This window comes from Rhodococcus sp. NS-SX18, from assembly GCF_057367935.1.
Genome location: NZ_CM170633.1, coordinates 1933769 through 1958312, shown reverse-complemented (window position 1 = coordinate 1958312; position 24544 = coordinate 1933769). Strand labels below are relative to the sequence as shown.

At 66.1% G+C, this 24544-nt stretch carries 20 protein-coding genes and 3 rRNA genes; 2 read left to right on the top strand and 21 right to left on the bottom strand.

Translation table 11 applies throughout. The annotated features are described in order from the left end of the window. Positions 1-7: 7 nt before the first annotated feature. The 4 genes from rrf to murA all read right to left on the bottom strand — a co-directional run bounded on the left by rrf (position 8) and on the right by murA (position 7144). A 5S ribosomal RNA gene (gene rrf, locus AC2IPW_RS09180) occupies positions 8-124 on the bottom strand. 158 nt (positions 125-282) lie between these two features. Continuing rightward, positions 283-3418: ribosomal RNA gene (locus tag AC2IPW_RS09175) — 23S ribosomal RNA — on the bottom strand. A 301-nt stretch (positions 3419-3719) separates the two neighbouring features. Further along, a 16S ribosomal RNA gene (locus tag AC2IPW_RS09170) occupies positions 3720-5242 on the bottom strand. Together the 16S, 23S and 5S rRNA genes form the textbook arrangement of a ribosomal RNA operon. A 639-nt stretch (positions 5243-5881) precedes the next feature. After that, complete coding sequence (murA, locus tag AC2IPW_RS09165) at positions 5882-7144, bottom strand: UDP-N-acetylglucosamine 1-carboxyvinyltransferase (RefSeq protein ID WP_003935747.1); 1263 nt, start codon at positions 7142-7144, stop codon at positions 5882-5884. Positions 7145-7200: 56 nt separating this feature from the next. Here murA and AC2IPW_RS09160 point away from each other — a divergent pair, with 56 nt between their 5' ends. Next, positions 7201-7773: a cob(I)yrinic acid a,c-diamide adenosyltransferase gene (locus AC2IPW_RS09160; protein ID WP_003935748.1), complete on the top strand. Its 573-nt coding sequence runs from the start codon at positions 7201-7203 to the stop codon at positions 7771-7773. A gap of 18 nt (positions 7774-7791) precedes the next feature. Here the strand turns inward: AC2IPW_RS09160 and AC2IPW_RS09155 are convergent, their stop codons facing one another. The 13 genes from AC2IPW_RS09155 to prmC all read right to left on the bottom strand — a co-directional run bounded on the left by AC2IPW_RS09155 (position 7792) and on the right by prmC (position 19016). After that, a complete protein-coding gene (locus AC2IPW_RS09155; protein WP_003935749.1) occupies positions 7792-8214 on the bottom strand; it encodes a DUF2550 domain-containing protein in 423 nt (140 codons plus the stop codon). 46 nt (positions 8215-8260) lie between these two features. Continuing rightward, entirely contained in the window at positions 8261-8626 is a 366-nt protein-coding gene (locus tag AC2IPW_RS09150; protein ID WP_040781827.1) for a F0F1 ATP synthase subunit epsilon, read from the bottom strand. 6 nt (positions 8627-8632) lie between these two features. Beyond that, positions 8633-10084, bottom strand: a complete 1452-nt coding sequence (gene atpD / locus AC2IPW_RS09145; RefSeq protein WP_003935751.1) for a F0F1 ATP synthase subunit beta — start codon at positions 10082-10084, stop codon at positions 8633-8635. A 4-nt stretch (positions 10085-10088) separates the two neighbouring features. Beyond that, complete coding sequence (locus AC2IPW_RS09140) at positions 10089-11072, bottom strand: F0F1 ATP synthase subunit gamma (protein WP_003935752.1); 984 nt, start codon at positions 11070-11072, stop codon at positions 10089-10091. A gap of 48 nt (positions 11073-11120) precedes the next feature. Next, the gene (gene atpA, locus AC2IPW_RS09135) at positions 11121-12764 is read right to left on the bottom strand and encodes a F0F1 ATP synthase subunit alpha (RefSeq protein WP_003935753.1); all 1644 of its coding nucleotides are present in this window, start codon (positions 12762-12764) and stop codon (positions 11121-11123) included. Between the two features lie 64 nt (positions 12765-12828). Beyond that, entirely contained in the window at positions 12829-13668 is an 840-nt protein-coding gene (locus tag AC2IPW_RS09130; RefSeq protein ID WP_040781830.1) for a F0F1 ATP synthase subunit delta, read from the bottom strand. A 5-nt stretch (positions 13669-13673) separates the two neighbouring features. Next, positions 13674-14234 carry a F0F1 ATP synthase subunit B gene (locus AC2IPW_RS09125; protein WP_003935755.1) on the bottom strand — a complete coding sequence of 187 codons (561 nt, stop codon included), beginning with the start codon at positions 14232-14234 and terminating at the stop codon, positions 13674-13676. Between the two features lie 10 nt (positions 14235-14244). Continuing rightward, positions 14245-14496 (bottom strand): ATP synthase F0 subunit C, encoded by a 252-nt coding sequence (locus AC2IPW_RS09120; RefSeq protein ID WP_003935756.1) that lies wholly within the window; start codon positions 14494-14496, stop codon positions 14245-14247. 89 nt (positions 14497-14585) lie between these two features. Then, on the bottom strand, positions 14586-15434 hold the full coding sequence (gene atpB, locus AC2IPW_RS09115) for a F0F1 ATP synthase subunit A (protein WP_172603547.1): 849 nt from the start codon (positions 15432-15434) through the stop codon (positions 14586-14588). A gap of 259 nt (positions 15435-15693) precedes the next feature. Continuing rightward, the gene (locus AC2IPW_RS09110; RefSeq protein ID WP_081005225.1) at positions 15694-16110 is read right to left on the bottom strand and encodes a Cg1360 family ATP-synthase-associated protein; all 417 of its coding nucleotides are present in this window, start codon (positions 16108-16110) and stop codon (positions 15694-15696) included. Positions 16111-16172: 62 nt separating this feature from the next. Beyond that, positions 16173-17378: an MraY family glycosyltransferase gene (locus tag AC2IPW_RS09105; RefSeq protein WP_003935759.1), complete on the bottom strand. Its 1206-nt coding sequence runs from the start codon at positions 17376-17378 to the stop codon at positions 16173-16175. Positions 17379-17396: 18 nt separating this feature from the next. Continuing rightward, positions 17397-18059 (bottom strand): L-threonylcarbamoyladenylate synthase, encoded by a 663-nt coding sequence (locus AC2IPW_RS09100; protein ID WP_416063283.1) that lies wholly within the window; start codon positions 18057-18059, stop codon positions 17397-17399. Between the two features lie 36 nt (positions 18060-18095). Next, entirely contained in the window at positions 18096-19016 is a 921-nt protein-coding gene (gene prmC, locus AC2IPW_RS09095) for a peptide chain release factor N(5)-glutamine methyltransferase (RefSeq protein WP_040781832.1), read from the bottom strand. 140 nt (positions 19017-19156) lie between these two features. Between prmC and AC2IPW_RS09090 the strand changes: the two genes are divergently transcribed. Next, the gene (locus AC2IPW_RS09090) at positions 19157-19627 is read left to right on the top strand and encodes a hypothetical protein (protein ID WP_416063282.1); all 471 of its coding nucleotides are present in this window, start codon (positions 19157-19159) and stop codon (positions 19625-19627) included. 23 nt (positions 19628-19650) lie between these two features. Here AC2IPW_RS09090 and prfA read toward each other — a convergent pair whose 3' ends face one another. From prfA to thrB, 4 genes are all read right to left on the bottom strand, one after another. Continuing rightward, a complete protein-coding gene (gene prfA / locus AC2IPW_RS09085; protein ID WP_003935763.1) occupies positions 19651-20730 on the bottom strand; it encodes a peptide chain release factor 1 in 1080 nt (359 codons plus the stop codon). A 109-nt stretch (positions 20731-20839) separates the two neighbouring features. Then, positions 20840-21073 (bottom strand): 50S ribosomal protein L31, encoded by a 234-nt coding sequence (gene rpmE / locus AC2IPW_RS09080; protein ID WP_003935764.1) that lies wholly within the window; start codon positions 21071-21073, stop codon positions 20840-20842. Between the two features lie 141 nt (positions 21074-21214). Beyond that, on the bottom strand, positions 21215-23242 hold the full coding sequence (gene rho, locus AC2IPW_RS09075) for a transcription termination factor Rho (protein ID WP_416063281.1): 2028 nt from the start codon (positions 23240-23242) through the stop codon (positions 21215-21217). A 353-nt stretch (positions 23243-23595) separates the two neighbouring features. Further along, complete coding sequence (thrB, locus tag AC2IPW_RS09070) at positions 23596-24525, bottom strand: homoserine kinase (RefSeq protein WP_003935244.1); 930 nt, start codon at positions 24523-24525, stop codon at positions 23596-23598. Positions 24526-24544: the final 19 nt, after the last annotated feature.

The following is a 24544-nucleotide window of genomic DNA, read 5'->3' as shown; positions in this document are numbered from 1 at the left end:
AACGGGTGTTCGGCGGTGTCCTACTCTCCCACACCCTGTCGGGTGCAGTACCATCGGCGCAGACAGGCTTAGCTTCCGGGTTCGGAATGGGACCGGGCGTTTCCCTGTCGCTATGGCCGCCGTAACTCTGCGAAACGACACACACTCACTCGCTTCGCTCGTGAATGATCGAGTGAACGCTGTTCCCCCCTTTCTGGGGGGCTTCGCCCTCACTCGATTCACGGAAAGCGTGTGAATCGAGTGTGCTGTTTCAGATACCGCACAGTGGACGCGTAGCTTCTTCGTGGTAAGTCCTCGGCCTATTAGTACCGGTCACCTGCATGCGTTGCCGCACTTCCAGTTCCGGCCTATCAACCCGGTGGTCTGCCGGGGGCCTTACCCCCTCGAGGGGGTGAGAAACCTCATCTTGGAACAGGCTTCCCGCTTAGATGCTTTCAGCGGTTATCCCTTCCGAACGTAGCCAACCAGCCGTGCCCCTGGCGGGACAACTGGCACACCAGAGGTTCGTCCGTCCCGGTCCTCTCGTACTAGGGACAGCCTTCCTCAAGTTTCTAACGCGCGCGGCGGATAGAGACCGAACTGTCTCACGACGTTCTAAACCCAGCTCGCGTGCCGCTTTAATGGGCGAACAGCCCAACCCTTGGGACCTACTCCAGCCCCAGGATGCGACGAGCCGACATCGAGGTGCCAAACCATCCCGTCGATATGGACTCTTGGGGAAGATCAGCCTGTTATCCCCGGGGTACCTTTTATCCGTTGAGCGACACCGCTTCCACATGCCGGTGCCGGATCACTAGTCCCGACTTTCGTCCCTGCTCGACCTGTCGGTCTCACAGTCAAGCTCCCTTGTGCACTTGCACTCGCCACCTGATTGCCAACCAGGCTGAGGGAACCTTTGGGCGCCTCCGTTACATTTTGGGAGGCAACCGCCCCAGTTAAACTACCCACCAGGCACTGTCCCTGAACCCGATCAGGGTCCGAGGTTAGAGGTCCAATACGATCAGAGTGGTATTTCAACAACGACTCCACCCACACTGGCGTGCGGGCTTCCCAGTCTCCCACCTATCCTACACAAACCGAACCGAACACCAATACCAAGCTGTAGTGAAGGTCCCGGGGTCTTTTCGTCCTGCCGCGCGTAACGAGCATCTTTACTCGTAATGCAATTTCGCCGAGTCTGTGGTTGAGACAGCAGAGAAGTCGTTACGCCATTCGTGCAGGTCGGAACTTACCCGACAAGGAATTTCGCTACCTTAGGATGGTTATAGTTACCACCGCCGTTTACTGGGGCTTAAATTCTCAGCTTCGCGGAGTGAACTCCGCTGACCGGTCCTCTTAACCTTCCAGCACCGGGCAGGCGTCAGTCCGTATACCTCGTCTTACGACTTCGCACGGACCTGTGTTTTTAGTAAACAGTCGCTTCTCTCTGGTCTCTGCGACCACCCCCAGCTCCGACCGCGAAGGTCTTCACCGGGCGTGGTCCCCCTTCTCCCGAAGTTACGGGGGCATTTTGCCGAGTTCCTTAACCACAGTTCTCTCGATCGCCTCGGTATTCTCTACCTGACCACCTGTGTCGGTTTGGGGTACGGGCCGTGTGAAAGCTCGCTAGAGGCTTTTCTCGGCAGCATAGGATCATGGAATTCGCCTCATTCGGCTACGCATCACCTCTCAGGCTTGATGTGACACGGATTTGCCTATGTCACGCCCTACAGGCTTACACCGGTACAACCACTGACCGGCCCCACTACCTTCCTGCGTCACCCCATCGCTTGGCTACTACCAGATCGGGTCCCGTGCATCCACACAACCGATTCCCGAAGGAACCGGCCGGCTTCAGGACGGTTAGCATCACTGATTCACCAGGGGCGCGTTCACACGGGTACGGGAATATCAACCCGTTGTCCATCGACTACGCCTGTCGGCCTCGCCTTAGGTCCCGACTCACCCTGGGCGGATTAACCTGGCCCAGGAACCCTTGGTCATTCGGCGGACGAGTTTCTCACTCGTCTTTCGCTACTCATGCCTGCATTCTCACTCGCGCCGCCTCCACACCTGGATCACTCCGGCGCTTCCCCGGCGGCACGACGCTCCCCTACCCACCCACACCACTGCACCCGTCCCCGCAGGAACGAGTGGGTGTTGTGTGAGTGCCGCGGCTTCGGCGGTGTACTTGAGCCCCGCTACATTGTCGGCGCAGAACCACTTGACCAGTGAGCTATTACGCACTCTTTCAAGGGTGGCTGCTTCTAAGCCAACCTCCTGGTTGTCTCAGCGATCCCACATCCTTTTCCACTTAGTACACGCTTAGGGGCCTTAGCCGGCGATCTGGGCTGTTTCCCTCTCGACTACGAAGCTTATCCCCCGCAGTCTCACTGCCGCGCTCTCACTCACCGGCATTCGGAGTTTGGCTGATTTCGGTAAGCTTGTGGGCCCCCTAGACCATCCAGTAGCTCTACCTCCGGTGAGAAACACGCGACGCTGCACCTAAATGCATTTCGGGGAGAACCAGCTATCACGGAGTTTGATTGGCCTTTCACCCCTACCCACAGCTCATCCCCTCAGTTTTCAACCTAAGTGGGTTCGGGCCTCCACGACGTCTTACCGTCGCTTCACCCTGGCCATGGGTAGATCACTCCGCTTCGGGTCTAGAACATGCCACTGATACGCCCTGTTCGGACTCGCTTTCGCTACGACTACCCCACACGGGTTAACCTCGCGACATGCCACTAACTCGCAGGCTCATTCTTCAAAAGGCACGCCGTCACCCCCAGCAGACCAAACTGCTCGAAGGCTCCGACGGATTGTAAGCGCACGGTTTCAGGTACTATTTCACTCCCCTCCCGGGGTACTTTTCACCTTTCCCTCACGGTACTAGTCCGCTATCGGTCACCAGGGAGTATTCAGGCTTATCGGGTGGTCCCGACGGATTCACAGCAGATTTCACGGGCCCGCTGCTACTCGGGTACCCTCCACGAGAGCCGGCGTGTTTTCGTCTACGGGATTCTCACCCTCTACGACAGGCCGTTCCAGACCACTTCGACTAACACACCGGTTTCTTACTCTCGCCCACCATGACAGTGATGGGAAGAAGGGCCCCACGACCCCACGGATGCAACGCCTGCCAGCTCTCACACACCCGCGGTTTAGCCTCTTCCGCTTTCGCTCGCCACTACTCACGGAATCACATGTTGTTTTCTCTTCCTGTGGGTACTGAGATGTTTCACTTCCCCACGTTCCCTCCACACGCCCTATATATTCAGGCGCGGGTAACACGACATCACTCGTGCTGGGTTTCCCCATTCGGAAATCCTCGGATCACAGCTCGGTTGACAGCTCCCCGAGGCATATCGCAGCCTCCCACGTCCTTCATCGGCTCCTGGTGCCAAGGCATCCACCGTACGCTCATAAACACTTACAACAAAGATGCTCGCGTCCACTGTGCAGTTCTCAAACAACACACAACAACCGATACTGGAGAAAGAACACCCTTCCCGTTCCCGGTCATCGTCGCTGACAAAACACATTGCGTGTTCTCTCAGGACCCAACAGTGCACCGATATAACCTCCCGGATTCTTCTGCATGGAGAAGAATCGATGAGAAGTACTTGTCAGCGTTCCACCCGTGAGCACCACCGGATTACGTGTGAATCCGAAGTGGCTCTGCCTGCGTGCGTTTACCGTCCCCGACTGTTCGGGGTGCACGAGGAGTTGCTCCTTAGAAAGGAGGTGATCCAGCCGCACCTTCCGGTACGGCTACCTTGTTACGACTTCGTCCCAATCGCCGATCCCACCTTCGACGGCTCCCTCCCACGAGGGGTTAGGCCACCGGCTTCGGGTGTTACCGACTTTCATGACGTGACGGGCGGTGTGTACAAGGCCCGGGAACGTATTCACCGCAGCGTTGCTGATCTGCGATTACTAGCGACTCCGACTTCACGGGGTCGAGTTGCAGACCCCGATCCGAACTGAGACCGGCTTTAAGGGATTCGCTCCACCTCGCGGTATCGCAGCCCTCTGTACCGGCCATTGTAGCATGTGTGAAGCCCTGGACATAAGGGGCATGATGACTTGACGTCGTCCCCACCTTCCTCCGAGTTGACCCCGGCAGTCTCCTGCGAGTCCCCAACTTTACTTGCTGGCAACACAGGACAAGGGTTGCGCTCGTTGCGGGACTTAACCCAACATCTCACGACACGAGCTGACGACAGCCATGCACCACCTGTACACCGACCACAAGGGAAACCCCATCTCTGGGGCGGTCCGGTGTATGTCAAACCCAGGTAAGGTTCTTCGCGTTGCATCGAATTAATCCACATGCTCCGCCGCTTGTGCGGGCCCCCGTCAATTCCTTTGAGTTTTAGCCTTGCGGCCGTACTCCCCAGGCGGGGCGCTTAATGCGTTAGCTACGGCACGGATCCCGTGGAAGGAAACCCACACCTAGCGCCCACCGTTTACGGCGTGGACTACCAGGGTATCTAATCCTGTTCGCTACCCACGCTTTCGCTCCTCAGCGTCAGTTACTGCCCAGAGACCCGCCTTCGCCACCGGTGTTCCTCCTGATATCTGCGCATTTCACCGCTACACCAGGAATTCCAGTCTCCCCTGCAGTACTCAAGTCTGCCCGTATCGCCTGCAAGCCCGCAGTTGAGCTGCGGGTTTTCACAGACGACGCGACAAACCGCCTACGAGCTCTTTACGCCCAGTAATTCCGGACAACGCTCGCACCCTACGTATTACCGCGGCTGCTGGCACGTAGTTGGCCGGTGCTTCTTCTGTACCTACCGTCACTTGCGCTTCGTCGGTACTGAAAGAGGTTTACAACCCGAAGGCCGTCATCCCTCACGCGGCGTCGCTGCATCAGGCTTGCGCCCATTGTGCAATATTCCCCACTGCTGCCTCCCGTAGGAGTCTGGGCCGTGTCTCAGTCCCAGTGTGGCCGGTCGCCCTCTCAGGCCGGCTACCCGTCGTCGCCTTGGTGGGCCGTTACCCCACCAACAAGCTGATAGGCCGCGGGCCCATCCTGCACCGGAAAACCTTTCCACCCCCCACCATGCGGCAGAAGGTCCTATCCGGTATTAGACCCAGTTTCCCAGGCTTATCCCGAAGTGCAGGGCAGATCACCCACGTGTTACTCACCCGTTCGCCACTAATCCACCCAGCAAGCTGGGCTTCATCGTTCGACTTGCATGTGTTAAGCACGCCGCCAGCGTTCGTCCTGAGCCAGGATCAAACTCTCCGTTGAAGACTCTCAACCAAACCCCGAAGGGCTGATCAGCCATAAGCGTAGAGCCGAATCACTAGCAAAAAACTCAAACTAGCAAAAACACTGGACCATCACAGACGGAAGAATGCGATGTCCAGCAACAACCACCCCACAAGACTGTGGGGCGGCCGCACCAAAAATATTTGGCACTGACATTCATCGGCACACTGTTGAGTTCTCAAAGAACACGCACACACCATCACCCCGCGAACCAACGTCCGCGGCGCTCCGGGGCAACCGTTCCAGCCTACCCACACCACCCGACGGGCACAAACCCGACGCACTCGGTGGGATCAGCAACGGCCCAGAACCCTACCAGAAGATCCCGAACCGAACAATCAGGCGCCTGCGTCCAACCTCGTTGTCCCGAGCCCCTGCGGGCCGGGTCGGTGTCCGTGTCGCTCTGACCTGCAATAAGTTACGGGAGGAACAACAGGACGCCAAATCCGCTGGTCAAGCCCGTATGTCGGGCTGTTTTCCCAGGTGGCCGGGCGTCGTCGGCCCCGTCGTCGCGTCATCCGTCCCTCGTGATGCGCGGCACACTTGGGACCGAAACAGCGTCCGCTCAGCCGCGGTACCCGAAAATCCCTGCCGCACATGCGCTTTCAAGGAACGGCCTCAGGACTCGGAGTTCACCCGTTCGATGACGCCACCGAGTTCTTCGATGATCTCCACGAACCTCGGGTAGCCGCGATCGATGTGGTACACGTCGTGCACCTCGGTCACGCCGTCGGCACACAGTCCGGCCAAAACCAGTCCGGCGCCGGCTCGGATGTCGGAGGACCACACCGGCGCGCTCGACAACTCCTCGACTCCGCGGACCACGGCGTGATGTCCGTCGGTACGCGCATCGGCGCCGAGGCGGATCATCTCCTCGACGAACCGGAACCGCGCCTCGAAGACGTTCTCCGTGATCATCGACGTTCCGTCGGCGACTGCCGCGAGACCGATCGCCATGGGCTGGAGGTCGGTGGGGAATCCGGGATACGGCAGGGTCGCGAAGTTGACCGCTCGGGGACGGTCGTGCTGGACGACCCGGAATCCGTCGACTTCAGGCGTCACCTCCGCTCCGGCGGAGCGGAGCTTGTCGAGCACAAGGCTCAGGTGCTTCGGGTTGATGCCCCGCACGCGCACGTCACCGCGCGTCATCGCCGCCGCGATCCCCCATGTCGCCGCGACGATGCGATCGCCGATGACACGGTGGGTGGTGGGTTCGAGACGCGAAACGCCCGTGATCGTCAGTGTCGAGGTGCCGGCCCCGGAGATGCGGGCACCCATCTGAACGAGCATGTTGCACAGGTCCACGATCTCCGGCTCCCGGGCCGCATTGTCGATCGTGGTCTCGCCGTTCGCCAGGACGGCGGCCATCAGGATGTTCTCGGTGGCCCCGACCGACGGAAACGCCAGCCGGATCGCATTGCCGTGCAGGGCGTCGGCCTCGGCCACCACGCAGCCGTGCTCGATGGTGCTGTGCGCCCCCAGCAGTCGGAGCCCCGTCTGGTGCATGTCGAGTGGGCGTGAACCGATCGCATCTCCGCCCGGCAGCGCGACGACGGCCTTGCGGCATCGGGCCACCAACGGTCCGAGGACACACACCGACGCCCGGAACTGCCGGACGGCGGCGAAATCGGCCTGGTACTTCGGCTGTGCGGGTGTCGTGATGCGCGCCTCGTCGCCCTCGAGCTCGACCTCGCACCCGAGCCCGCGCAGGACCTCGGCCATCAGCGGGACGTCGAGGATGTCCGGGCAATTGGTGATGACGCTCGTCCCCTCCGCCAAGAGGGCGGCTGCCATCAGCTTGAGCACGCTGTTCTTGGCGCCCCCGACGACGACCTCACCGACAAGCCGGTTACCACCGGAGACAAGAAAGCGATCACTCACAACGCCACAGCCTATCGACCACACTGCGGGAATACGGGAGCGGTACCGTGACCTGCATGGCTGTCCACCTCACACGGATCTACACCCGCACCGGCGACGACGGTACGACGGGCCTCAGCGACTTCTCCCGGGTATCGAAGAACGACCCGAGACTGATCGCGTACGCGGACTGCGACGAGACGAACGCGGCGCTCGGTGTGGCGCTGGCCTCGGCCGACGTACCGGAGCGGATCGCACCTGTCCTGCGCCAGATCCAGAACGACCTGTTCGACGCCGGAGCAGACCTGTCGACCCCGGTGGTACCCGAGCCGAAGTATCCGCCGCTGCGGATCACCCAGGCGTACATCGATCGGCTCGAACGCTGGTGCGACGAGTTCAACGAGGGTCTGGCGCCGCTCGATTCCTTCATACTTCCCGGCGGCACCGTATTGGCGGCCCAGCTGCACACGGCGCGGACGGTGGCACGGCGGGCGGAGCGCTCGGCCTGGGCGGCGGTGGCCGCTCATCCGGACGATACGAATGTGCTGCCGGCGAAGTACCTCAACCGGCTGTCGGATCTGCTCTTCATCCTCGGTCGGGTCGCGAACCCGGACGGAGATGTGCTCTGGAAGCCGGGCGCGGGCGCGTGAAGGACGGTCGGCCGGACGTCAGTTCGGCCGACCGCGCACGGAACGGTCCGACGGACGGGATTCGATCCAGGACAGGAAGGCGGTCAGTGCGCCGCTGTCGAGCGCAATCTCGAAACTGCTTGCGCCGTCCTGGACTTCGAGGATCACAATGTCCTCGGTCATGATGTCGTGCTCGCTGCCCTCGGGCGCACGACGGTTGCGTACCTCGACGCCCTGCCGGGCCAGCCGCGAGTCCGGACCCGGACGCAGGCTCGAGAGCTTGTAGAAGACGAGCGAACGCTCGCCGTAACGGATGACGCCGTGCCGCCATCCGGCGCCGGCGCCGTTGGGCAGCCGACGCAGTATCGCTGCGGTGCCCCCGCTCCGCAGGGTGAGGAGCCGATACAGAAAAGCCGCGACGGCAACCGCGAGCAGTATCACCAGAACGATGAGAACGATCATTCCAACTGACACTGCTCGTCGGCTCCGTCGCGGCTTGTCGTATCCGTCAGGCCCGCTCGACGGCCCGGAGTCGGCCCCGGGCCGCCGCGATCTCGGCCTCGTCCTGGCTGTCGCTCAGGACGGCGCGCGCGGACTCGACGTCGATGTTCTCCGTCAGCTCCGCAGCCTCCGCGAGGATCGTCACCGTCGTGGCGGTCACCGAGAGGAAACCGCCGTGCACGGCCGCGACGACCCGCTCGCCGTCGGCGGTGGTGATGGAGACGACACCGCCTTCCACGAGCTGGCCGAGGACCGGCTCGTGGCCCGGCATGACACCGATCTCACCCTCGGTCGTCTGGGCGCTGACCAGCCGGGCGGTACCCGACCAGAGGCGCTCCTCGACGGCAACGAGGTCCACGGTCATTTCAGCCATCGCGGACTACTTCCCGGCGATCTTCTTGGCGGCGGCCTCGACGTCGTCGAGTCCACCGCAGCTGTTGAACGCCTGCTCGGGCAGGTGGTCGAATTCACCCTTGGTGACGCGGTCGAACGCCTCGATGGTGTCGCGAAGCGGCACCACGGAGCCGGGCTCGCCGGTGAACTTCTCGGCGACGATGAAGTTCTGGCCGAGGAACTTCTGCAGGCGACGGGCGCGGCCGACGAGGACCTTGTCCTCCTCGGAGAGCTCGTCCATACCGAGGATGGCGATGATGTCCTGCAGTTCCTTGTACTTCTGCAGGATCCGCTTGACCTCGTTCGCGACCCGGAAGTGCTCGGCACCGACGATGCCGGGCTCGAGGATGCGCGAGGTCGACGTCAGCGGGTCCACAGCGGGGTAGATACCCATCTGCGAGATCGGACGCGAGAGCTCAGTGGTCGCATCGAGGTGCGCGAACGTCGTGGCCGGCGCCGGGTCGGTGTAGTCGTCGGCGGGCACGTAGATCGCCTGCAGCGAGGTGATCGAACGTCCACGGGTCGAGGTGATGCGCTCCTGGAGCTCACCCATCTCGTCCGCGAGGGTCGGCTGGTAACCCACGGCCGACGGCATGCGGCCGAGCAGGGTCGAGACCTCGGAGCCGGCCTGCGTGAAGCGGAAGATGTTGTCGATGAACAGCAGCACGTCCTGGCCCTGGACATCGCGGAAGTACTCCGCCATGGTCAGCGCGGACAAGGCGACGCGCATACGCGTTCCCGGCGGCTCGTCCATCTGGCCGAAGACGAGGGCGGTGTCCTGGAGGACGCCCATCTCCTCCATCTCGAGGTGGAGGTCGGTGCCCTCACGGGTGCGCTCGCCGACGCCGGCAAACACCGACGTGCCGGAGAACTCACGCGCGATACGGGTGATCATCTCCTGGATCAGAACGGTCTTGCCGACACCGGCACCACCGAACAGACCGATCTTGCCGCCCTTGACGTACGGGGTCAGCAGGTCGATGACCTTGATGCCGGTCTCGAGGATCTCGGTCTTGCCCTCGAGCTGGTCGAAGGCCGGCGGCTTGCGGTGGATGCCCCACTGCTCACCGTCGCGGCCGGTGCCCGGGGCGTCCAGGCAGTCACCGAGGGCGTTGAACACGTGGCCCTTGACGACGTCGCCGACCGGCACCGAGATCGGGCGGCCCGTGTCGACGACCGAGGTGCCACGCACCAGGCCGTCGGTGGGCTGCATGGAGATCGTGCGCACCAGGTTGTCACCCAGGTGCTGCGCGACCTCGAAGGTCAGGGTCTTCGCCACGGACGGCAGAGTGACCTCTGCGTGCAGGGCGTTGAACAGATCGGGAACGGCACCACGCGGGAACTCGACGTCCACGACGGGCCCGATGACCCGAACGACGCGGCCGGCAGTGGCCGAGGCCGCCCCCGCCCCGTAGTTATCGGTTGCTGCTGCGGTCATGTGCTTAGTCACTTCCTGCACTCGAGGCGAGCGCGTTGGCACCGCCGACGATCTCGCTGATTTCCTGGGTGATCTGGGCCTGGCGGGCCTGGTTGGCCTGGCGGCTGAGGGTGTTCACCAGTTCCGTGGCGTTGTCGGTGGCCGCCTTCATGGCGGTACGCCGAGCGGCCGACTCCGACGCCGCGGCATCGAGCAGCGACGCGAAGATCCGGGTGCTGATGTACTTCGGCAGCAGGGCCGCGAGCAGCGTCGAGGCCTCCGGCTCGAAGTTGTAGCCGGGCCGCGGACCGCCGTTGCTGCCGACGTGCCGGCCGTCGGTGAGCATGTCCTCGCCGAGGTCGATCTCGTCCTCGGTGACGGTCACCTCGAGCGGCGCCATGCGGCGCACCTCGGGGGACTGGGTCAGCATCGAGACGAAGCGGGTGTAGACGATGTGCAGTTCGTCGACGCCCTCGATCGTGCCCTCACCGTTCGGTGCGGGAACCTCGTTGCCGGAGCCGGCCATGAACAGTTCCACCAGGTGACGGCTCGCCTTGGCCGCATCGGTGTAGCGCGGCTCCTGCGAGAACCCGGTCCACGCCCCCGCGACCTGCCGGCCGCGGAAGGTGTAGTAGCTCAGGCCCTTGGCACCGAGCACGTAGAGCACCGGTTCCTTGCCCTCGCTGACCAGCAGCTGACGCAGCTCCTCGGCCTCCTTGAGGACGTTGGCGTTGTAGCCACCGGCCATGCCGCGGTCGCTGGTGACGACCAGGACCGCAGCACGCCTCGGGTTGGGCCGCTCGTTGAGCAGGGGGTGATCCAGCGACGCGGACGCACTCGCCAGCTCGGAGAGCACCTTGGTGATCTCCTCGGCGTACGGCTTGGATGCTGCCACTCGGGCCTGAGCCTTCGTGATCCGCGACGTCGCGATCAGCTCCTGCGCCTTGGTGATCTTCTTGGTCGAGTTGACCGACTTGATCCGCGAACGGAGCTCGCGCAGGCTTGCCATTCGTCGATCACACTCCCTTCACAGGACGCTGGGTCATGGTCTCCACGCTCACTTGCGAACAGTGGTGCGCTTGACGGAAACCTGCTCCTGCTCGACCTCGTCGGCGCCCAGGGCCTCGGCCTCGGCCTCGTTCACGACGCGGGTTCCGTCGGAGGCGATGAAGCCCTCCTTGAACTTGTTGGTCGCGGCGAGCAGCGCGGAGGCGGAGTCGTCGGTCAGCGCCTTGCCGCCGGCGATCTGCTCGTAGACACCCGACGCGCTGTGGTGCAGGTCCTCGAGCAGCTCGGTCTCGAAGCGGCGCACGTCACCGACGGGCACCGAGTCGTAGACACCCTGGCCGGCGAGGTAGATCGACACGATCTGGTCCTCGACGGCGACCGGGGCGTACTGGTCCTGCTTGAGGAGCTCGACCAGACGCTGACCGCGCTCGAGCTGCGCCTTCGAGGCCGCGTCGAGGTCGGAGGCGAAGGCGGCGAACGCTTCGAGCTCGCGGAACTGCGCAAGCTCCAGACGCAGCGAACCGGAGACCTTCTTCATGCCCTTGGTCTGCGCGGCGCCACCGACTCGGGAAACCGAGATACCGACGTTGATGGCAGGACGGATGCCCTTGTTGAACAGGTCGGACTCGAGGAAGACCTGGCCGTCGGTGATGGAGATGACGTTGGTCGGAATGTAGGCCGAGACGTCGTTGGCCTTGGTCTCGATGATCGGCAGGGCGGTCAGCGAACCGCCGCCGAGCTCGTCGGACAGCTTGGCCGAGCGCTCCAGCAGACGCGAGTGCAGGTAGAACACGTCGCCCGGGTAGGCCTCACGTCCCGGCGGGCGGCGCAGCAGCAGGGAGATCGCGCGGTACGCCTCGGCCTGCTTGGTGAGGTCGTCGAACACGATGAGCACGTGCTTGCCCTGGTACATCCAGTGCTGGCCGATGGCCGAACCGGTGTAGGGGGCGAGCCACTTGAAGCCGGCGGAGTCGGACGCGGGGGCCGCGACGATGGTGGTGTACTCCATCGCGCCGTGCTCCTCGAGGGCAGCCTTGACGCCCGCGATGGTGGAGCCCTTCTGGCCGATCGCGACGTAGATGCAGCGGACCTGCTGCTTCGGGTCGCCGGTGGCCCAGTTGGCCTTCTGGTTCAGGATCGCGTCGACGCAGACGGCGGTCTTGCCCGTCTTGCGGTCACCGATGACCAGCTGGCGCTGGCCGCGGCCGATCGGGGTCATCGCGTCGATGGCCTTGATGCCGGTCTGCAGCGGCTCCTCGACCGGCTGACGCTGCAGCACGGTCGCGGCCTGCAGCTCCAGTGCCCGGTTCTCGGTCGCCTCGATGTCGCCGAGGCCGTCGATCGGCTGACCCAGGGGGTTCACGACGCGGCCGAGGTAGCCGTCGCCGACCGGCACCGACAGAACGTCGCCGGTGCGCTTGACTTCCTGGCCCTCTTCGAGGTCCTGGTAGTCGCCGAGGATGACGGCACCGATCTCGGTGGCGTCGAGGTTCAGGGCCACGCCCAGCACACCGCCGGGGAACTCCAGCAGCTCGTTGGCCATCGCCGACGGCAGACCGCTGATGTGCGCGATGCCGTCACTGGTGTCGGCGACCACGCCGACCTCCTCGCGGGAGGCCTCCGGGGAGTAGCTCGCGGTGTAGTTGTCGATCGCGCTACGGATCTCGTCGGAGGAGATCGTCAGCTCCGCCATGTTCTTCCTGCTCTCGGTATCTGGTCTTCGAAAAGATCGCAATGTGTGTGTGTTCGGTAGTGGACTACGTGAGGCTCTTGCGCACTGCGGCGAGTCGACCCGCGGCGGTGCCGTCGATGACCTCGTCGCCCACCCGGACGACCAATCCACTGAGAAGCTCGGGAACCACCTCGACGTGCACCGTGACCGGCTTGCCGTACGTTCTGGTCAGGATACCGGTGAGCCGTTCGGTCTGCGCCGCGCTGAGGGGTGCCGCACTGCGCACGTGGGCGACGGCGCGGTCCCGCTGGGTGGCGGCGAGGTTCGACAGTTCGTCGAACGCATCGGCCGGGGCCTTGTCCTTCAGCCGTCCGACGGCCTGCACGGCCAGGGCCTCGGTGATCGCGGTGGACTTGCCGTAGAGCAGCCGCGAGAGGAACTCGCGCTTGGCCGCCAGCGGCTTGGTGCGATCGGAGAGGGCCTGTTCGAGTTCGGCGTTGCCGGCCACGATGCGACCGAGCCGGAACAGCTCGTCCTCGACGGTGTCGAGCTGATTCTGGTCGGCCGCTGCCGTCAGGAGGGCTTCGCGACCCAGCTGAACGAGGGAGTTGGTCAGGTCGGACTGGGTCGACCAGTCCTGCCCTGCCGCCTCCTTCAGGGTCGCGAGGGTGACGGGCGAGACCTTGCTCCCGAAGACCCGCTCGGCCAGCGCCTGCCGGCCGGCTGCCGGGGCCGAGGCGTCGGCCAGCGCACTCCGCAGGGTGCGCTGATCGTCGAGCACCTCGACCACCGAGAACAGCTCGGAGCCGGCCTGCGCCGCAGCTGCAGTTGCGGCACCCGCGGCAGCGGATGCGGTGCTCGACGCCAACGCGCCCTGCAGCGCGGAACGCGTCTGAGCGAGTGCCTCACGGCTTGCTGCGTACATGGTGCTCACTTTCGGGATGCAGAGTCAGCGCTGAGGGAGTCGAGCTCGCTGAGGAAGCGGTCGATCGAGCCGGCACGCCTGACGTCGTCGGAGAGGGACTCCCCGATGACCTTCTCGGCCAGATCCACGGCGGTGCGGCCGAGGTCACCGCGCAGCTCGGTCACGATCTGCTGGCGCTGGGCCTGCAGCTGGTTGTGACCGGCAGCGACGATGCGGTCGCTCTCCTCCTGGGCCTGGGCCTTCATGTCCGCGATGATCTGCTGGCCCTGGGCGCGGGCCTCCTCACGGATCTGCGCCGCCTCGGTGCGGGCCTCGGCGAGCTGCGCGCGGTACTGCTCGAGCGCGGCCTTTGCCTCGGCCTGAGCTTCCTCGGCCTTCTTGATGCCGCCTTCGATCAGCTCCGAACGCTCGTCGAGCACCTTCTGGAACAGCGGAAGCACGTACTTCCAGAAGACGAGCCCGACGATGATCAGGGCGACCAGCGACCAGACGATGTCGTACGTCGCAGGGAGCAGAGGATTCTGGTCCTCCGCCTCCGCCGCGAGCAACAGGATGCTGTCAGCCATGGTCGTCAGATCAGAAGATGAAGCCGGCGACGATACCGATCAGCGCCAGGGCCTCGGTGAACGCGATACCGAGGAACATGGTGGTGCGCAGCTGGCCGGCCATCTCGGGCTGGCGGGCCATGCCCTCGATCGCCTTGCCGACGACGATGCCGATGCCGATGCCGGGGCCGATGGCCGCGAGGCCGTAGCCGACCGCACCGAGACCGCTGATGGTGCTCTCCGTCTGGGCGAGGACGTCAACTGCCTGAAGCGCAACGCTCATTGGTGTTCCATTCCCTTTCTTGTGGCTCGGCCCCGGGGATCGGCAACCGAGTCAGTCTGTGTGTTGTGTGGGTAGTGCCGGTCGGCGTGCTAGTGCTCTTCGGCGTGCAGCGCCAGGTCGATGTACACCGCAGTCAACAGCGCGAAGATGTACGCCTGCAGGACGATCACCAGCAGCTCGAAGAAGGTGAACGCGATGCCACCGATCAGCGAGCCGATACCGAAGATCTTCATCGCGCCGTCGGCGCTGAAGAAGAAGAACTGGGTTGCGCTGAAGAACAGCACCAGCATGATGTGGCCGGCCAGCATGTTCGCCATGAGACGGATGGTGAGCGTGAACGGGCGCAGCAGGAACGTCGAGATGAACTCGATCGGGATGACCAGCACGTGCAGCGCGGGCGGCAGGTTCGGCACGACGATGCTGCTCTTGACGTAGCGGAAGAACCCGTACTTCTTGATGCCCACGTAGTTGAAGACGACGTAGGCGAGGGCCGCCAGCACGATCGGCATTCCGATACGCGCGTTCGACGAGATGTTCAGGAACGGGATGACCGACGTCAGGTTGAGTCCGACCACGAGGAAGAAGATGGTCACGAGAACCGGAAGGAATCGGCGGCCCTGCTGCTTGCCGAGGATGTCCTCGGCGATGTTGATCCGCACGAAGTCGATCATGATCTCGGCGACGTTCTGCACACCGCGGGGCACGATCTTCGGGCTGCGCATCGCGAGCGCGAAGAACAGCGCCACGAGCACGGCCACGACGACGCGGATGAGCATCAGGCGGTCCATTTCGAAGGGGGTGCCTTCGAACAGAACTGCTGGGGGGAAGAAATCGGCTAGTGACGGCGCGTGGAATTCTCCGGCAGCCAAGGTGGTGACGCTCAGCGCTCTCTCCCGTAGTCGGCCGCAGGCATTGCCGTCTGCGGTTCGATCGGACATTGACGATCCAACAAGTCGACCAGGTCGGCTCGCGTATTCGCCAGCTGCTGTCGGCTCCCGATCGGGGCCAGCGTCTGTCGGTGTCGGCGACTCTCGTCGACTCGGCGGCCATTCGAACACGACCGCCTGCGAGGACACAACCGCACTCGACTCCTCGGGAATCGCAGGCAGTCGCACTCGCTTGGGACGACCTTATCAACACTTCTACGACGTTGTGTAGGCGGGTGCCCGTACCGCGAGGTCATTGACAACGACGGTACTACCGTTCGTCGTTGTTCCCCTGCTCAGCGCTACCGGCAGGCTCCACGTAGAGCGCGCGCTGCGACAAGACTCCGTAGGTCTCGGCGCCCAGGACGACGAGCAACGCGAAGACGATCGTGAGTACGAGCGCACCTTTGTCGTAGAAGTCGAGCGGCCTGAGCAGCATCATCACCACGATCGCAAGGATCAGCTTGAGCAGCCAGGTGCCCAGCAGCACCGCACCCGCCGTCGTCGCCGGAAGGCGGGCGGTGAGCAGCACGCCGAGCGCGGTGAAGAGGATGAAGCCGCCGCCCACGGCAGCGCCGATCAGCGCACCCCACACCCCCGGCAGGCCGGCGACGAGGCCACCGATGACGGTGGCGACGACCGTCAGCACGATCAGCCCGAGCACGCCGTACCGGACGGCGGCGCGCATCGGCGCGGAGGAGTCGGGCAGGGCGGGCAGAGGCTGATCCGGGGAGGTCACGGGAGTCAAGCCTAACGGACCCGTCCGCGGCGCCGCCGCCGCCGGGGACGGCCGGCGTCGTCGTGACGCAGCGACGGCACCGCCGTGACGACCAGCGCGAACACCAGTCCGCCCGCCACGAGCAGCACGACGGCCCGGCGGTCGAGCAGCGAGGAACCGACGGCGCCGAAGGCGAGCACCCCGACCCACAGGTAGATCAGCAGCACCACCCGGCGATGCGAGTGCCCGATCTGCAGCAGCCGATGGTGCAGGTGCATCTTGTCGGGACTGAACGGACTGACCCCGGCCCGGGTGCGCCGGACGATCGCCAGCAGCAGGTCGAGGATGGGGATGAACATGACCGCACCCACGAGGATCAGCGGGGAGAGCAGACCGAGCAGGTCGCGGGTGCCGTAGGCGGCCAAGGGGATGCGTCCCGACGCGCTCGTCGAGATCGCCGCCAGCATCAGGCCGATCAGCATCGACCCGGAGTCGCCCATGAAGATCCGGGCCGGCTGGAAGTTGTGCGGTAGGAAGCCCAGGCAGGCCCCTGCGAGGGCCGCGGCGATCAGGGCGGGCGGATACGCACCGACGTCCCCGCCCTGATCGTGCAGCAGTCCGACGGAGAACACACAGATCGCGACGGCCGCGATCAGCCCGAGACCGGCCGCGAGCCCGTCGAGGCCGTCGACGAAGTTCATCGCGTTGATCATCACCACCGCGACCAGGACGGTGAACAGTCCCGCCTGCAACTGGTCGAGGATGAGGGTGCTGCCACCGAAGGGCTCGTAGATGACGATCCAGCTCACGCCCATGACGACGAGCACCCCCGCCGCCGTGACCTGCCCGACGAACTTGGTCAGCGCGTCGAGTCCCCACCGATCGTCGATGATCCCGACGATCACGATGATGGTGCCCGACACCAGCGCCGCCCCCATGTCGGGGGTGTACTCGAAACCTCGGGTCAGAGCAGGCAGTTGCTGGGCGAACAGCAGGCCCGCCACCAGGCCGATGTACATTCCGACGCCGCCCAGGCGCGGTGTCGGCTGCACGTGCACGTCCCGGTCCCGGGGTACCGCGACGGCGCCGAACCGGATCGCGGCGATCCGCACGGCCCCCGTCGAGAGGAAGGTGACGACCGCGGCGGTGAGGAGCACGAGCAGCAGCTCACGGATGGGCACGCCGGCGCCGCGGCCCGATTGGGCCAGTACCAGGGATGCCGTGTCGGCGACAGTCACTTCGTCCGGTCCCCGCCGTCACTCCCCGCCGGTACGCAGCTGCGCCGGGTCCTCGCCCAGCACCTCCGCGATGTCCTCGACCGCCACGGCCCCCTCGCGCAGCACGCGCGGACGATCGGCGGTCAGGTCGACGATGGTGGAGGCGACGGCGTGTTCGGCCGGGCCGCCGTCGAGGTACACGCTGGCCGATCCGCCGAGCTGGGCGCGCGCCTCGTCCACCGTGGTGGCCGGCGGCCGGCCGGAGACATTCGCGCTCGACACCGCCAGGGGGCCCACCTCGCGCAGCAACTCGAGCACCACGGGGTGCAGCGGCATGCGCAGCATCACGGTGCCACGGGTATCCCCCAGGTCCCACGCGAGCGAGGGAGCTTGGTGCACAACAAGACTCAGGCCACCGGGCCAGAATGCGCGGATCAGTTCCCGCGCCTGCGGACGGACGGTGCTCACCAGACCGTCGATCGTGTTCCACGACCCGACGAGCACCGGCACCGGCATGTCCCGGCCCCGGCCCTTGGCACGCAGCAGGCTGGTCACCGCATCGCTGTCGAAGGCGTCCGCCGCGAGTCCGTACACCGTGTCGGTGGGGACGACGACGAGCCTGCCTGCCTTCAGCGCGCCCTTGGCGGCCGTCAGGCCGGCGGCCCGGGAATCGGGGCTGTTGCAGTCGTAGACGGTGCTCACGGGTTCATCCTTCCACTGCGGCGAACGAGTCCGGCATCACACACCGGCCTCACCCTGGGCTCGGGCACGTCGGGCCTCCACGTCGGTCGGCACCCGGCGGGCGACGACGAACCGGGGCCGGCCCGCCAGATCCGGGTGCTCGGTCACCTCACCGAACACGCGGCGCTGCGCGAACAGCTCCGCGACCAGGGGTCCGTTGGTGTCGTCGTGCTCGATGCCGACCGCACCGCCGATGCGCAGCCAGCGGGCGATGTTCGCGACCATCGGCTTGATCACCGACATCCCGTCCGGTCCGCCGAACAGCGCGGTGTGCGGATCGTGCTCGATCACCTCGGGCGGAAGGTCGGTTCCCTCGGGAATGTAGGGCGGGTTCGACACCACGACGTCGACCCGGCCCTCGAGGGCGGTGAGCAGGTTGCGGTCCGTCACGTCTCCCTGATGCAGGAGGATCGGTGTGTCTCCGGCGGCCGCGCACCGCTCCGCGTTCCGCCGTGCCCAGGCGAGGGCGTGGGGCTCGAGTTCCACCGCGTGCACGATCGCGTCGGGCCGGGCATGCGCGATCGCCAGCGCGAGGGCACCCGAGCCGGTGCACAGGTCGAGCACGACCGGCGGATGTTCCTGGAGGCCCTCGAGGTGCGCCAGCGCCCAGGCCAGCAGCAGTTCGGTTTCGGGCCGCGGGACGAAGACGCCGGGACCCACCTCGATGTCGATCTCCCCCATCCCCGTGCTGCCGGTGATGTACTGCAACGGGATCCGCTTGGCGCGCTGCGCGATCATCGCCCGGTACGCATCGATCATGGCCGGGTCGACGAGTGGCACGAGACCGAGACGGGTGCGCTCGATGCCGAGCAGGTGCGCGGCGAGCAGTTCGGCGTCCACACGCGGACTGGGGACACCGGCTTCCTCGAGCACCGACACCGCTTCGAGGATCGCCAGGCGCAGGGGTTGACGAGTCACGGCGTACAGACTGCCATGCCGGTCACGCCACGGAAACGGACAGGTCACGCATCGGCTCGGTCTGCGGCATGATCGAGAAGGTCCGATCCGGACCTGGACTACGGAACTCAGGACTACGGAACCACGGAGAGGATCTTCCAGTGACGAAGTCGAAATCCACGGTTCGGGCAGCGTCCGTCGTCGCATTCGCCGCCGCCGGCGCCCTCGCGGCGCCCGAACTCGCGTCCGCGTCGCCGATCGACGTCCAGCCCACCCCGCTGCTCTGCAGCTACGTCGCGCCGGTCCACAGCGTGACCGAGACGGACAGCGACGCCCTCGAGGAGGGTCGGTTGTTCTTCGCGGTCGGCGAGCAGAAGGCGCAGAACGGGCAGCTCAACTGGGTCAACACGGCCACCTGGCAGACCGGGGGCGCCTCGTTGACCGCGTCGCCGCAGAGCAGCGACGTCCCGATCGCGCTGCTGGACACCGGGCCCGGCACGGTCGTGTCCGCCGTCTGGGGACCGCATCAGAACGCGAAGGGCGAGAACTGCTTCCTGCTTCCCGGCATCGACATCTCGCAGGTGCCCGGGGACGACGACCCGGGTGACGAGCCCGGCGAGCCCGCTCCGTAACGGACCGGTACCCGGCTCACGCGTCATTCCGCCGTGAGCCGGGCCTCCCGGTCGGCGGTGCCCAGCGCATCGAGCAGGGCGTCCATGTCACCGTCGAGCACCGCGTCGAGGTTGTGGGCCTTGAAGCCGATGCGGTGATCGGTGATCCGGTTCTCGGGGAAGTTGTAGGTGCGGATGCGTTCGGAGCGGTCCACCGTGCGCACCTGGCTGGCCCGTCCCGCGGACGCCTCCGCCTCGGCGGCCTCCTCCGCCGCCGCCTGCAGCCGCGCGGCGAGGACCTGCATCGCCCGTGCCTTGTTCTGCAGCTGGGACCGCTCGTTCTGGCAGGTGACGACGATGCCCGTGGGCAGATGCGTGATGCGCACCGCCGAGTCGGTGGTGTTGACGCCCTGGCCGCCCTTGCCGGATGAGCGGTACACGTCGATGCGCAGATCCGACTCGTCGATCTGGACTTCCTCGACCTCGTCCGGCTCGGGGTAGATGAACACGCCGGCCGCGGAGGTGTGCACGCGGCCCTGGGACTCGGTGACGGGGACGCGCTGGACGCGGTGCACGCCGCCCTCGAACTTCAGGCGGGACCAGACGCCGTCGCGCACATCGCTCTTCGACTTGATCGACAGCGTCGCGTCCTTGTAGCCGCCGAGGTCGGAGATGGTCGCGCCGAGGACCTCGACGCGCCAGCCGGCCCGTTCGGCGTACCGGATGTACATGCGGGCGAGGTCGGCGGCGAACAGCGCGGACTCCTCGCCGCCCTCCCCCGACTTGACCTCGAGCACGACGTCGTCGCCGTCGTGCGGGTCACGCGGGGCGAGCAGGTCGGTGAGGGTCTTGTCGAGCTCGCCGACGCGTTCTTCGAGTGCCGGCACCTCGGCGGCGAACGCGGCGTCGTCCGCGGCGAGTTCCCGCGCGGCTTCGAGATCGTCGCGCGCGGCTCGCAGCTTGGTGTAGGTGGCCATGACGGGGGCGAGCTCGGCGAACCGCTTGCCGACCCTGCGTGCTGCCGCCGGGTCGTTGTGCAGCGCCGGGTCGGACAGCTGCTGCTCGAGTCCGGCGTGTTCGGCCAGGATGTCGTCGATGGCCGACGGCTTGGTCTGCCCCGCCATGTGATTCGCTCCACTCGTCCGTCGTGCCGGTCCGTGCCGCGCACGGATCCGGAGAAAAAAGCCGACGCCCGGTCTGTGACTGAGACAGAACCGGGCGTCGGCGAGACAGCTACTGGTCGGCAGCGTCCTTCTTGGAGGTGCGCTTGCCGTAGCGAGCCTCGAAGCGGGCGACGCGTCCGCCGGTGTCGAGGATCTTCTGCTTGCCCGTGTAGAACGGGTGGCACTGCGAGCAGACCTCGACGGTGATCCGTCCCGACTCCGCGGTGCTGCGCGTCTCGAACGTGTTCCCGCAACCGCAGACGACGGTGGTCGTCCCGTAGTTCGGGTGGATTCCTGCCTTCATGGTGTCCCTTTCGTGGCCGCCGGGTCGCCTTCGCGGATCGAAGACGTGAACCGGGACCGGACTGAGCTGTTCGATTATGCCAAACGCATGCCCGGGACGAGAAATTCCGTCCCGGGGCATGCCCCGCCGCGGCTGCGGCGATCAGTCGTCGAGTGCTCCCGGCGCCGTCTTCGACACCTGCAGGAGGAACTCGATGTTGCTCTTGCTCTTCTTGAGCCGGTCGATGAGCAGATCGATGGCCTGGTGCGAGTCCAGGCCGGAGAGCACGCGGCGCAGCTTGTGCACCACCGCGAACTCGTCCGGGCTCATCAGCAGCTCGTCCTTGCGCGTGCCGGAGGGGTTGACGTCCACCGCCGGGAACACGCGCCGCTCGGCGATCTTGCGGTCGAGCTTGAGCTCGGCGTTGCCGGTGCCCTTGAACTCCTCGAAGATCACGGTGTCGCCCGTCGAACCCGTCTCCACCATGGCCGTGGCGATGATGGTGAGCGAGCCGCCGTTCTCGATGTTGCGAGCCGCGCCCAGGAACCGCTTCGGCGGGTACAGGGCGGTCGAGTCGACACCACCGGAGAGGATGCGGCCCGACGCCGGCGACGAGTTGTTGTACGCGCGGCCGAGCCGGGTGATCGAGTCGAGCAGGACGACGACGTCGCGACCCTGCTCGACGAGCCGCTTGGCCCGCTCGATGGCCAGCTCGGCGACCGACGTGTGGTCCGACGGCGGGCGGTCGAAGGTCGAGGCGATGACCTCGCCCTTGACCGAACGCTGCATGTCGGTGACCTCTTCGGGCCGCTCGTCCACCAGCACGACCATCAGGTAGCACTCGGGGTTGTTGGTCGTGATCGCGTTCGCGATGTCCTGCATCACCGTCGTCTTGCCCGCCTTCGGCGGCGAGACGATCAGGGCACGCTGGCCCTTGCCGATCGGCATGATCAGGTCGATCACTCGGGTGGTGAGGATGTTCGGGGTGGTCTCGAGCCGCAGCCGCTGGTTCGGGTACAGCGGGGTGAGCTTGTTGAACTCCGGGCGGCGCTTGGCGGCCTCGACGTCGCCGCCGTTGACCGTGTCGAGCCGGACCAGCGGGTTGAACTTCTGCCGCTGGTTGCCCTGCTCCCCCTCACGCGGCACGCGGACCGCGCCGGTGATGGCGTCGCCACGGCGCAGGCCGTTCTTGCGCACCATGTTCATCGAGACGTACACGTCGTTGGGACCGGCCAGGTACCCGGAGGTCCGGACGAACGCGTAGTTGTCCAGGACGTCGAGGATGCCGGCGACCGGCTGCAGGACGTCGTCCTCGCGGATCTCGGGCTCGCGGGTGTCGCCGCCGACCTCACCGCGGTCGCGTCCGCGACGACGCTCACGGAAGCGGCGACCGCGGCGACCGCGGCCGTCCTCCTCGTCGCCGCCACGGCCGTCCTGACGGGGCCCCCGGTCTTCACGACCGCGTTCGCCCTGGTCACGCTGGTCCCGCTGAGCCTCGCGCTGGTCCCGCTGACCGTCCCGCTGAGCCTCGCGCTGGTCCCGCTGACCGTCGCGCTGAGCCTCGCGCTGGTCCCGCTGACCGTCGCGCTGGCCGCGTTCCCGCCGCCCCTCGGAGGGTTCGGCCTTCTCCTCGGTCTTCTCCTCGGCGCGCGGCTTCTCGTCGGTCCGCACCTGGGCGGCTTCCTTCGGGGCCTCGACCGTCTCGGCGGTCTGGTCACCGCCGCGGCGACCGCGACGCTGGCGACCACGGCGACCGCCCTCGGCCTCGCCCTCGGCGGGCTGCTCGGGCGCCTCGGCGGGCTTCTCCGGCGCCGCCGTCGTCGCGGCCGGCGCAGCCGCGGCCGGCTCGGCGACGGCGGTCGTGGAAGCAGTGTCCTGGGCAGCGACCCGGGCGCGACGAGTCCGCGCCGGCCGGGCCGGCTGCTCCGCCGCAGGGGCCGGCTCGGCGGCTCCGCCGCTCTGGCGCTCCTTGATGGCGGCGATCAGATCGCCCTTACGCATCCCGGAGGTTCCCTTGATGCCGAGTTCGGCCGCGAGAGTCCGCAGCTCGGCCAGCACCATGCCGGAGAGACCGGCGCCACGCCGGCCGCCGGCGCGCGGTGCAGTCTGTGCAGGATCGGTGGCCTGCGCTCCCGCGGACGAATCCGTGGTATCGAGAACAGGCGTAGCGATCAGGTCCGTATCTGTCACGGAGATCCTTTCCTTCCCTCACTCGCGCCACGCAGAGTCGAGGGTTCGTTCCAGATCTGGCGTCGATCTGGGATTGCCGTACGTGTTCACGGATCGAACGGTCGGCACGTCCGCCATCACGCCATCCTCCGGCAGATGCGGTCGGTCCGTCTTCCCGAAACGATGTCAGGAGAGGATCGATCCAGGATCGATCGCCCCGATGGATCTGGAGTGAATGCCCTGGAAAGCCAGCGACGGAAACGCACGACGTGCGGACTAAGCACAGAATAGCGACGAACTGTACGTTGAGCAAGGAGAACCCCCGGACGTGTCGCCGTGGGTCGGCACCCGACCCGACAGGCCCTGGGGCTCGGTCACACGACCTGCACGCCGTCCGCGACATCGAGTTCGAGCACGGTCATGTCGTCCGCCTCCGCGGCCGCCCGCAGGTCCGCGGGGAACGGCTCGGTCGTCAGGGCGAGCACCGTGGGGCCGGCACCGGAGACCGCGGCGGGGATCCCCGCGGCGCGCAGGGTCGCGATCCACTTGGTGGTCGCCGGCAGCGCCGGCGCGCGCTGCGCCTGGTGCAGGAGGTCCTCGGTCGCCGGCATCAGCAGGTCCGGACGCTCCGTGAGGGCGACGACGGCGAGCGCCGCGCGGCTGACGTTGAACGCTGCATCGCGGTGCGGTACGAGATCCGGGAGCAGTCCGCGGGTGTGGGCGGTGGACGAGCGCGACGACGGCACCAGCACGACGACCCGCACCGTCGGGTGGACCGTGAGCGGCACCGCGCGGTACGTGCGCTGCTCGTCGCCGACGGTCGATTCGCACCACGACACGACCGCCCCGCCCAGGATGCTGGCGGAGGCATTGTCCGGGTGGCCTTCGAATTCGGAGGCGAGCTGGACGAGCTGCGACTCGCCGAGCACACGCTCGGGCGCCACCTTGCGCACGAGCCCGTTGGCGGCCGCCAGGCCCCCGACGACCGCCGACGCCGACGAACCCAGTCCGCGCGAATGCGGAATAACGTTGCGGCACAACACGTCCAGGCCGTCCGCCCACACGCCGGCGGCTTCGAGGCCGCGTTCGACCGCCCGCACCACCAGGTGCGACGGCCCCCACGGCACCTCTTCGGCGCCCTCGCCCTCGACGCGCACCTCGAGACCCGATGCGGTTGTGGTGACCGTGATCTCGTCGTACAACCCGAGAGCCAGCCCGAGCGAATCGAAACCCGGTCCCAGATTCGCACTCGAGGCCGGGACCCGGGCGGTCACGGAGATCCCGACGGGCAGCGTCTGCGTCATGTCGTCTTTCCCAACGGAG

Coding starts and splice junctions, on each gene's coding strand:
- thrB (WP_003935244.1), bottom strand. CDS start 24,525: ATGACGCAGACGCTGCCCGTCGGGATCTCCGTGACCGCCCGGGTCCCG.
- AC2IPW_RS09150 (WP_040781827.1), bottom strand. CDS start 8,626: ATGGCTGAAATGACCGTGGACCTCGTTGCCGTCGAGGAGCGCCTCTGG.
- AC2IPW_RS09160 (WP_003935748.1), top strand. CDS start 7,201: ATGGCTGTCCACCTCACACGGATCTACACCCGCACCGGCGACGACGGT.
- AC2IPW_RS09110 (WP_081005225.1), bottom strand. CDS start 16,110: ATGCGCGCCGCCGTCCGGTACGGCGTGCTCGGGCTGATCGTGCTGACG.
- AC2IPW_RS09155 (WP_003935749.1), bottom strand. CDS start 8,214: ATGATCGTTCTCATCGTTCTGGTGATACTGCTCGCGGTTGCCGTCGCG.
- AC2IPW_RS09140 (WP_003935752.1), bottom strand. CDS start 11,072: ATGGCAAGCCTGCGCGAGCTCCGTTCGCGGATCAAGTCGGTCAACTCG.
- atpA (WP_003935753.1), bottom strand. CDS start 12,764: ATGGCGGAGCTGACGATCTCCTCCGACGAGATCCGTAGCGCGATCGAC.
- AC2IPW_RS09130 (WP_040781830.1), bottom strand. CDS start 13,668: ATGTACGCAGCAAGCCGTGAGGCACTCGCTCAGACGCGTTCCGCGCTG.
- prfA (WP_003935763.1), bottom strand. CDS start 20,730: ATGGCGGGGCAGACCAAGCCGTCGGCCATCGACGACATCCTGGCCGAA.
- rpmE (WP_003935764.1), bottom strand. CDS start 21,073: ATGAAGGCAGGAATCCACCCGAACTACGGGACGACCACCGTCGTCTGC.
- AC2IPW_RS09120 (WP_003935756.1), bottom strand. CDS start 14,496: ATGAGCGTTGCGCTTCAGGCAGTTGACGTCCTCGCCCAGACGGAGAGC.
- atpB (WP_172603547.1), bottom strand. CDS start 15,434: ATGTCCGATCGAACCGCAGACGGCAATGCCTGCGGCCGACTACGGGAG.
- atpD (WP_003935751.1), bottom strand. CDS start 10,084: ATGACCGCAGCAGCAACCGATAACTACGGGGCGGGGGCGGCCTCGGCC.
- AC2IPW_RS09125 (WP_003935755.1), bottom strand. CDS start 14,234: ATGGCTGACAGCATCCTGTTGCTCGCGGCGGAGGCGGAGGACCAGAAT.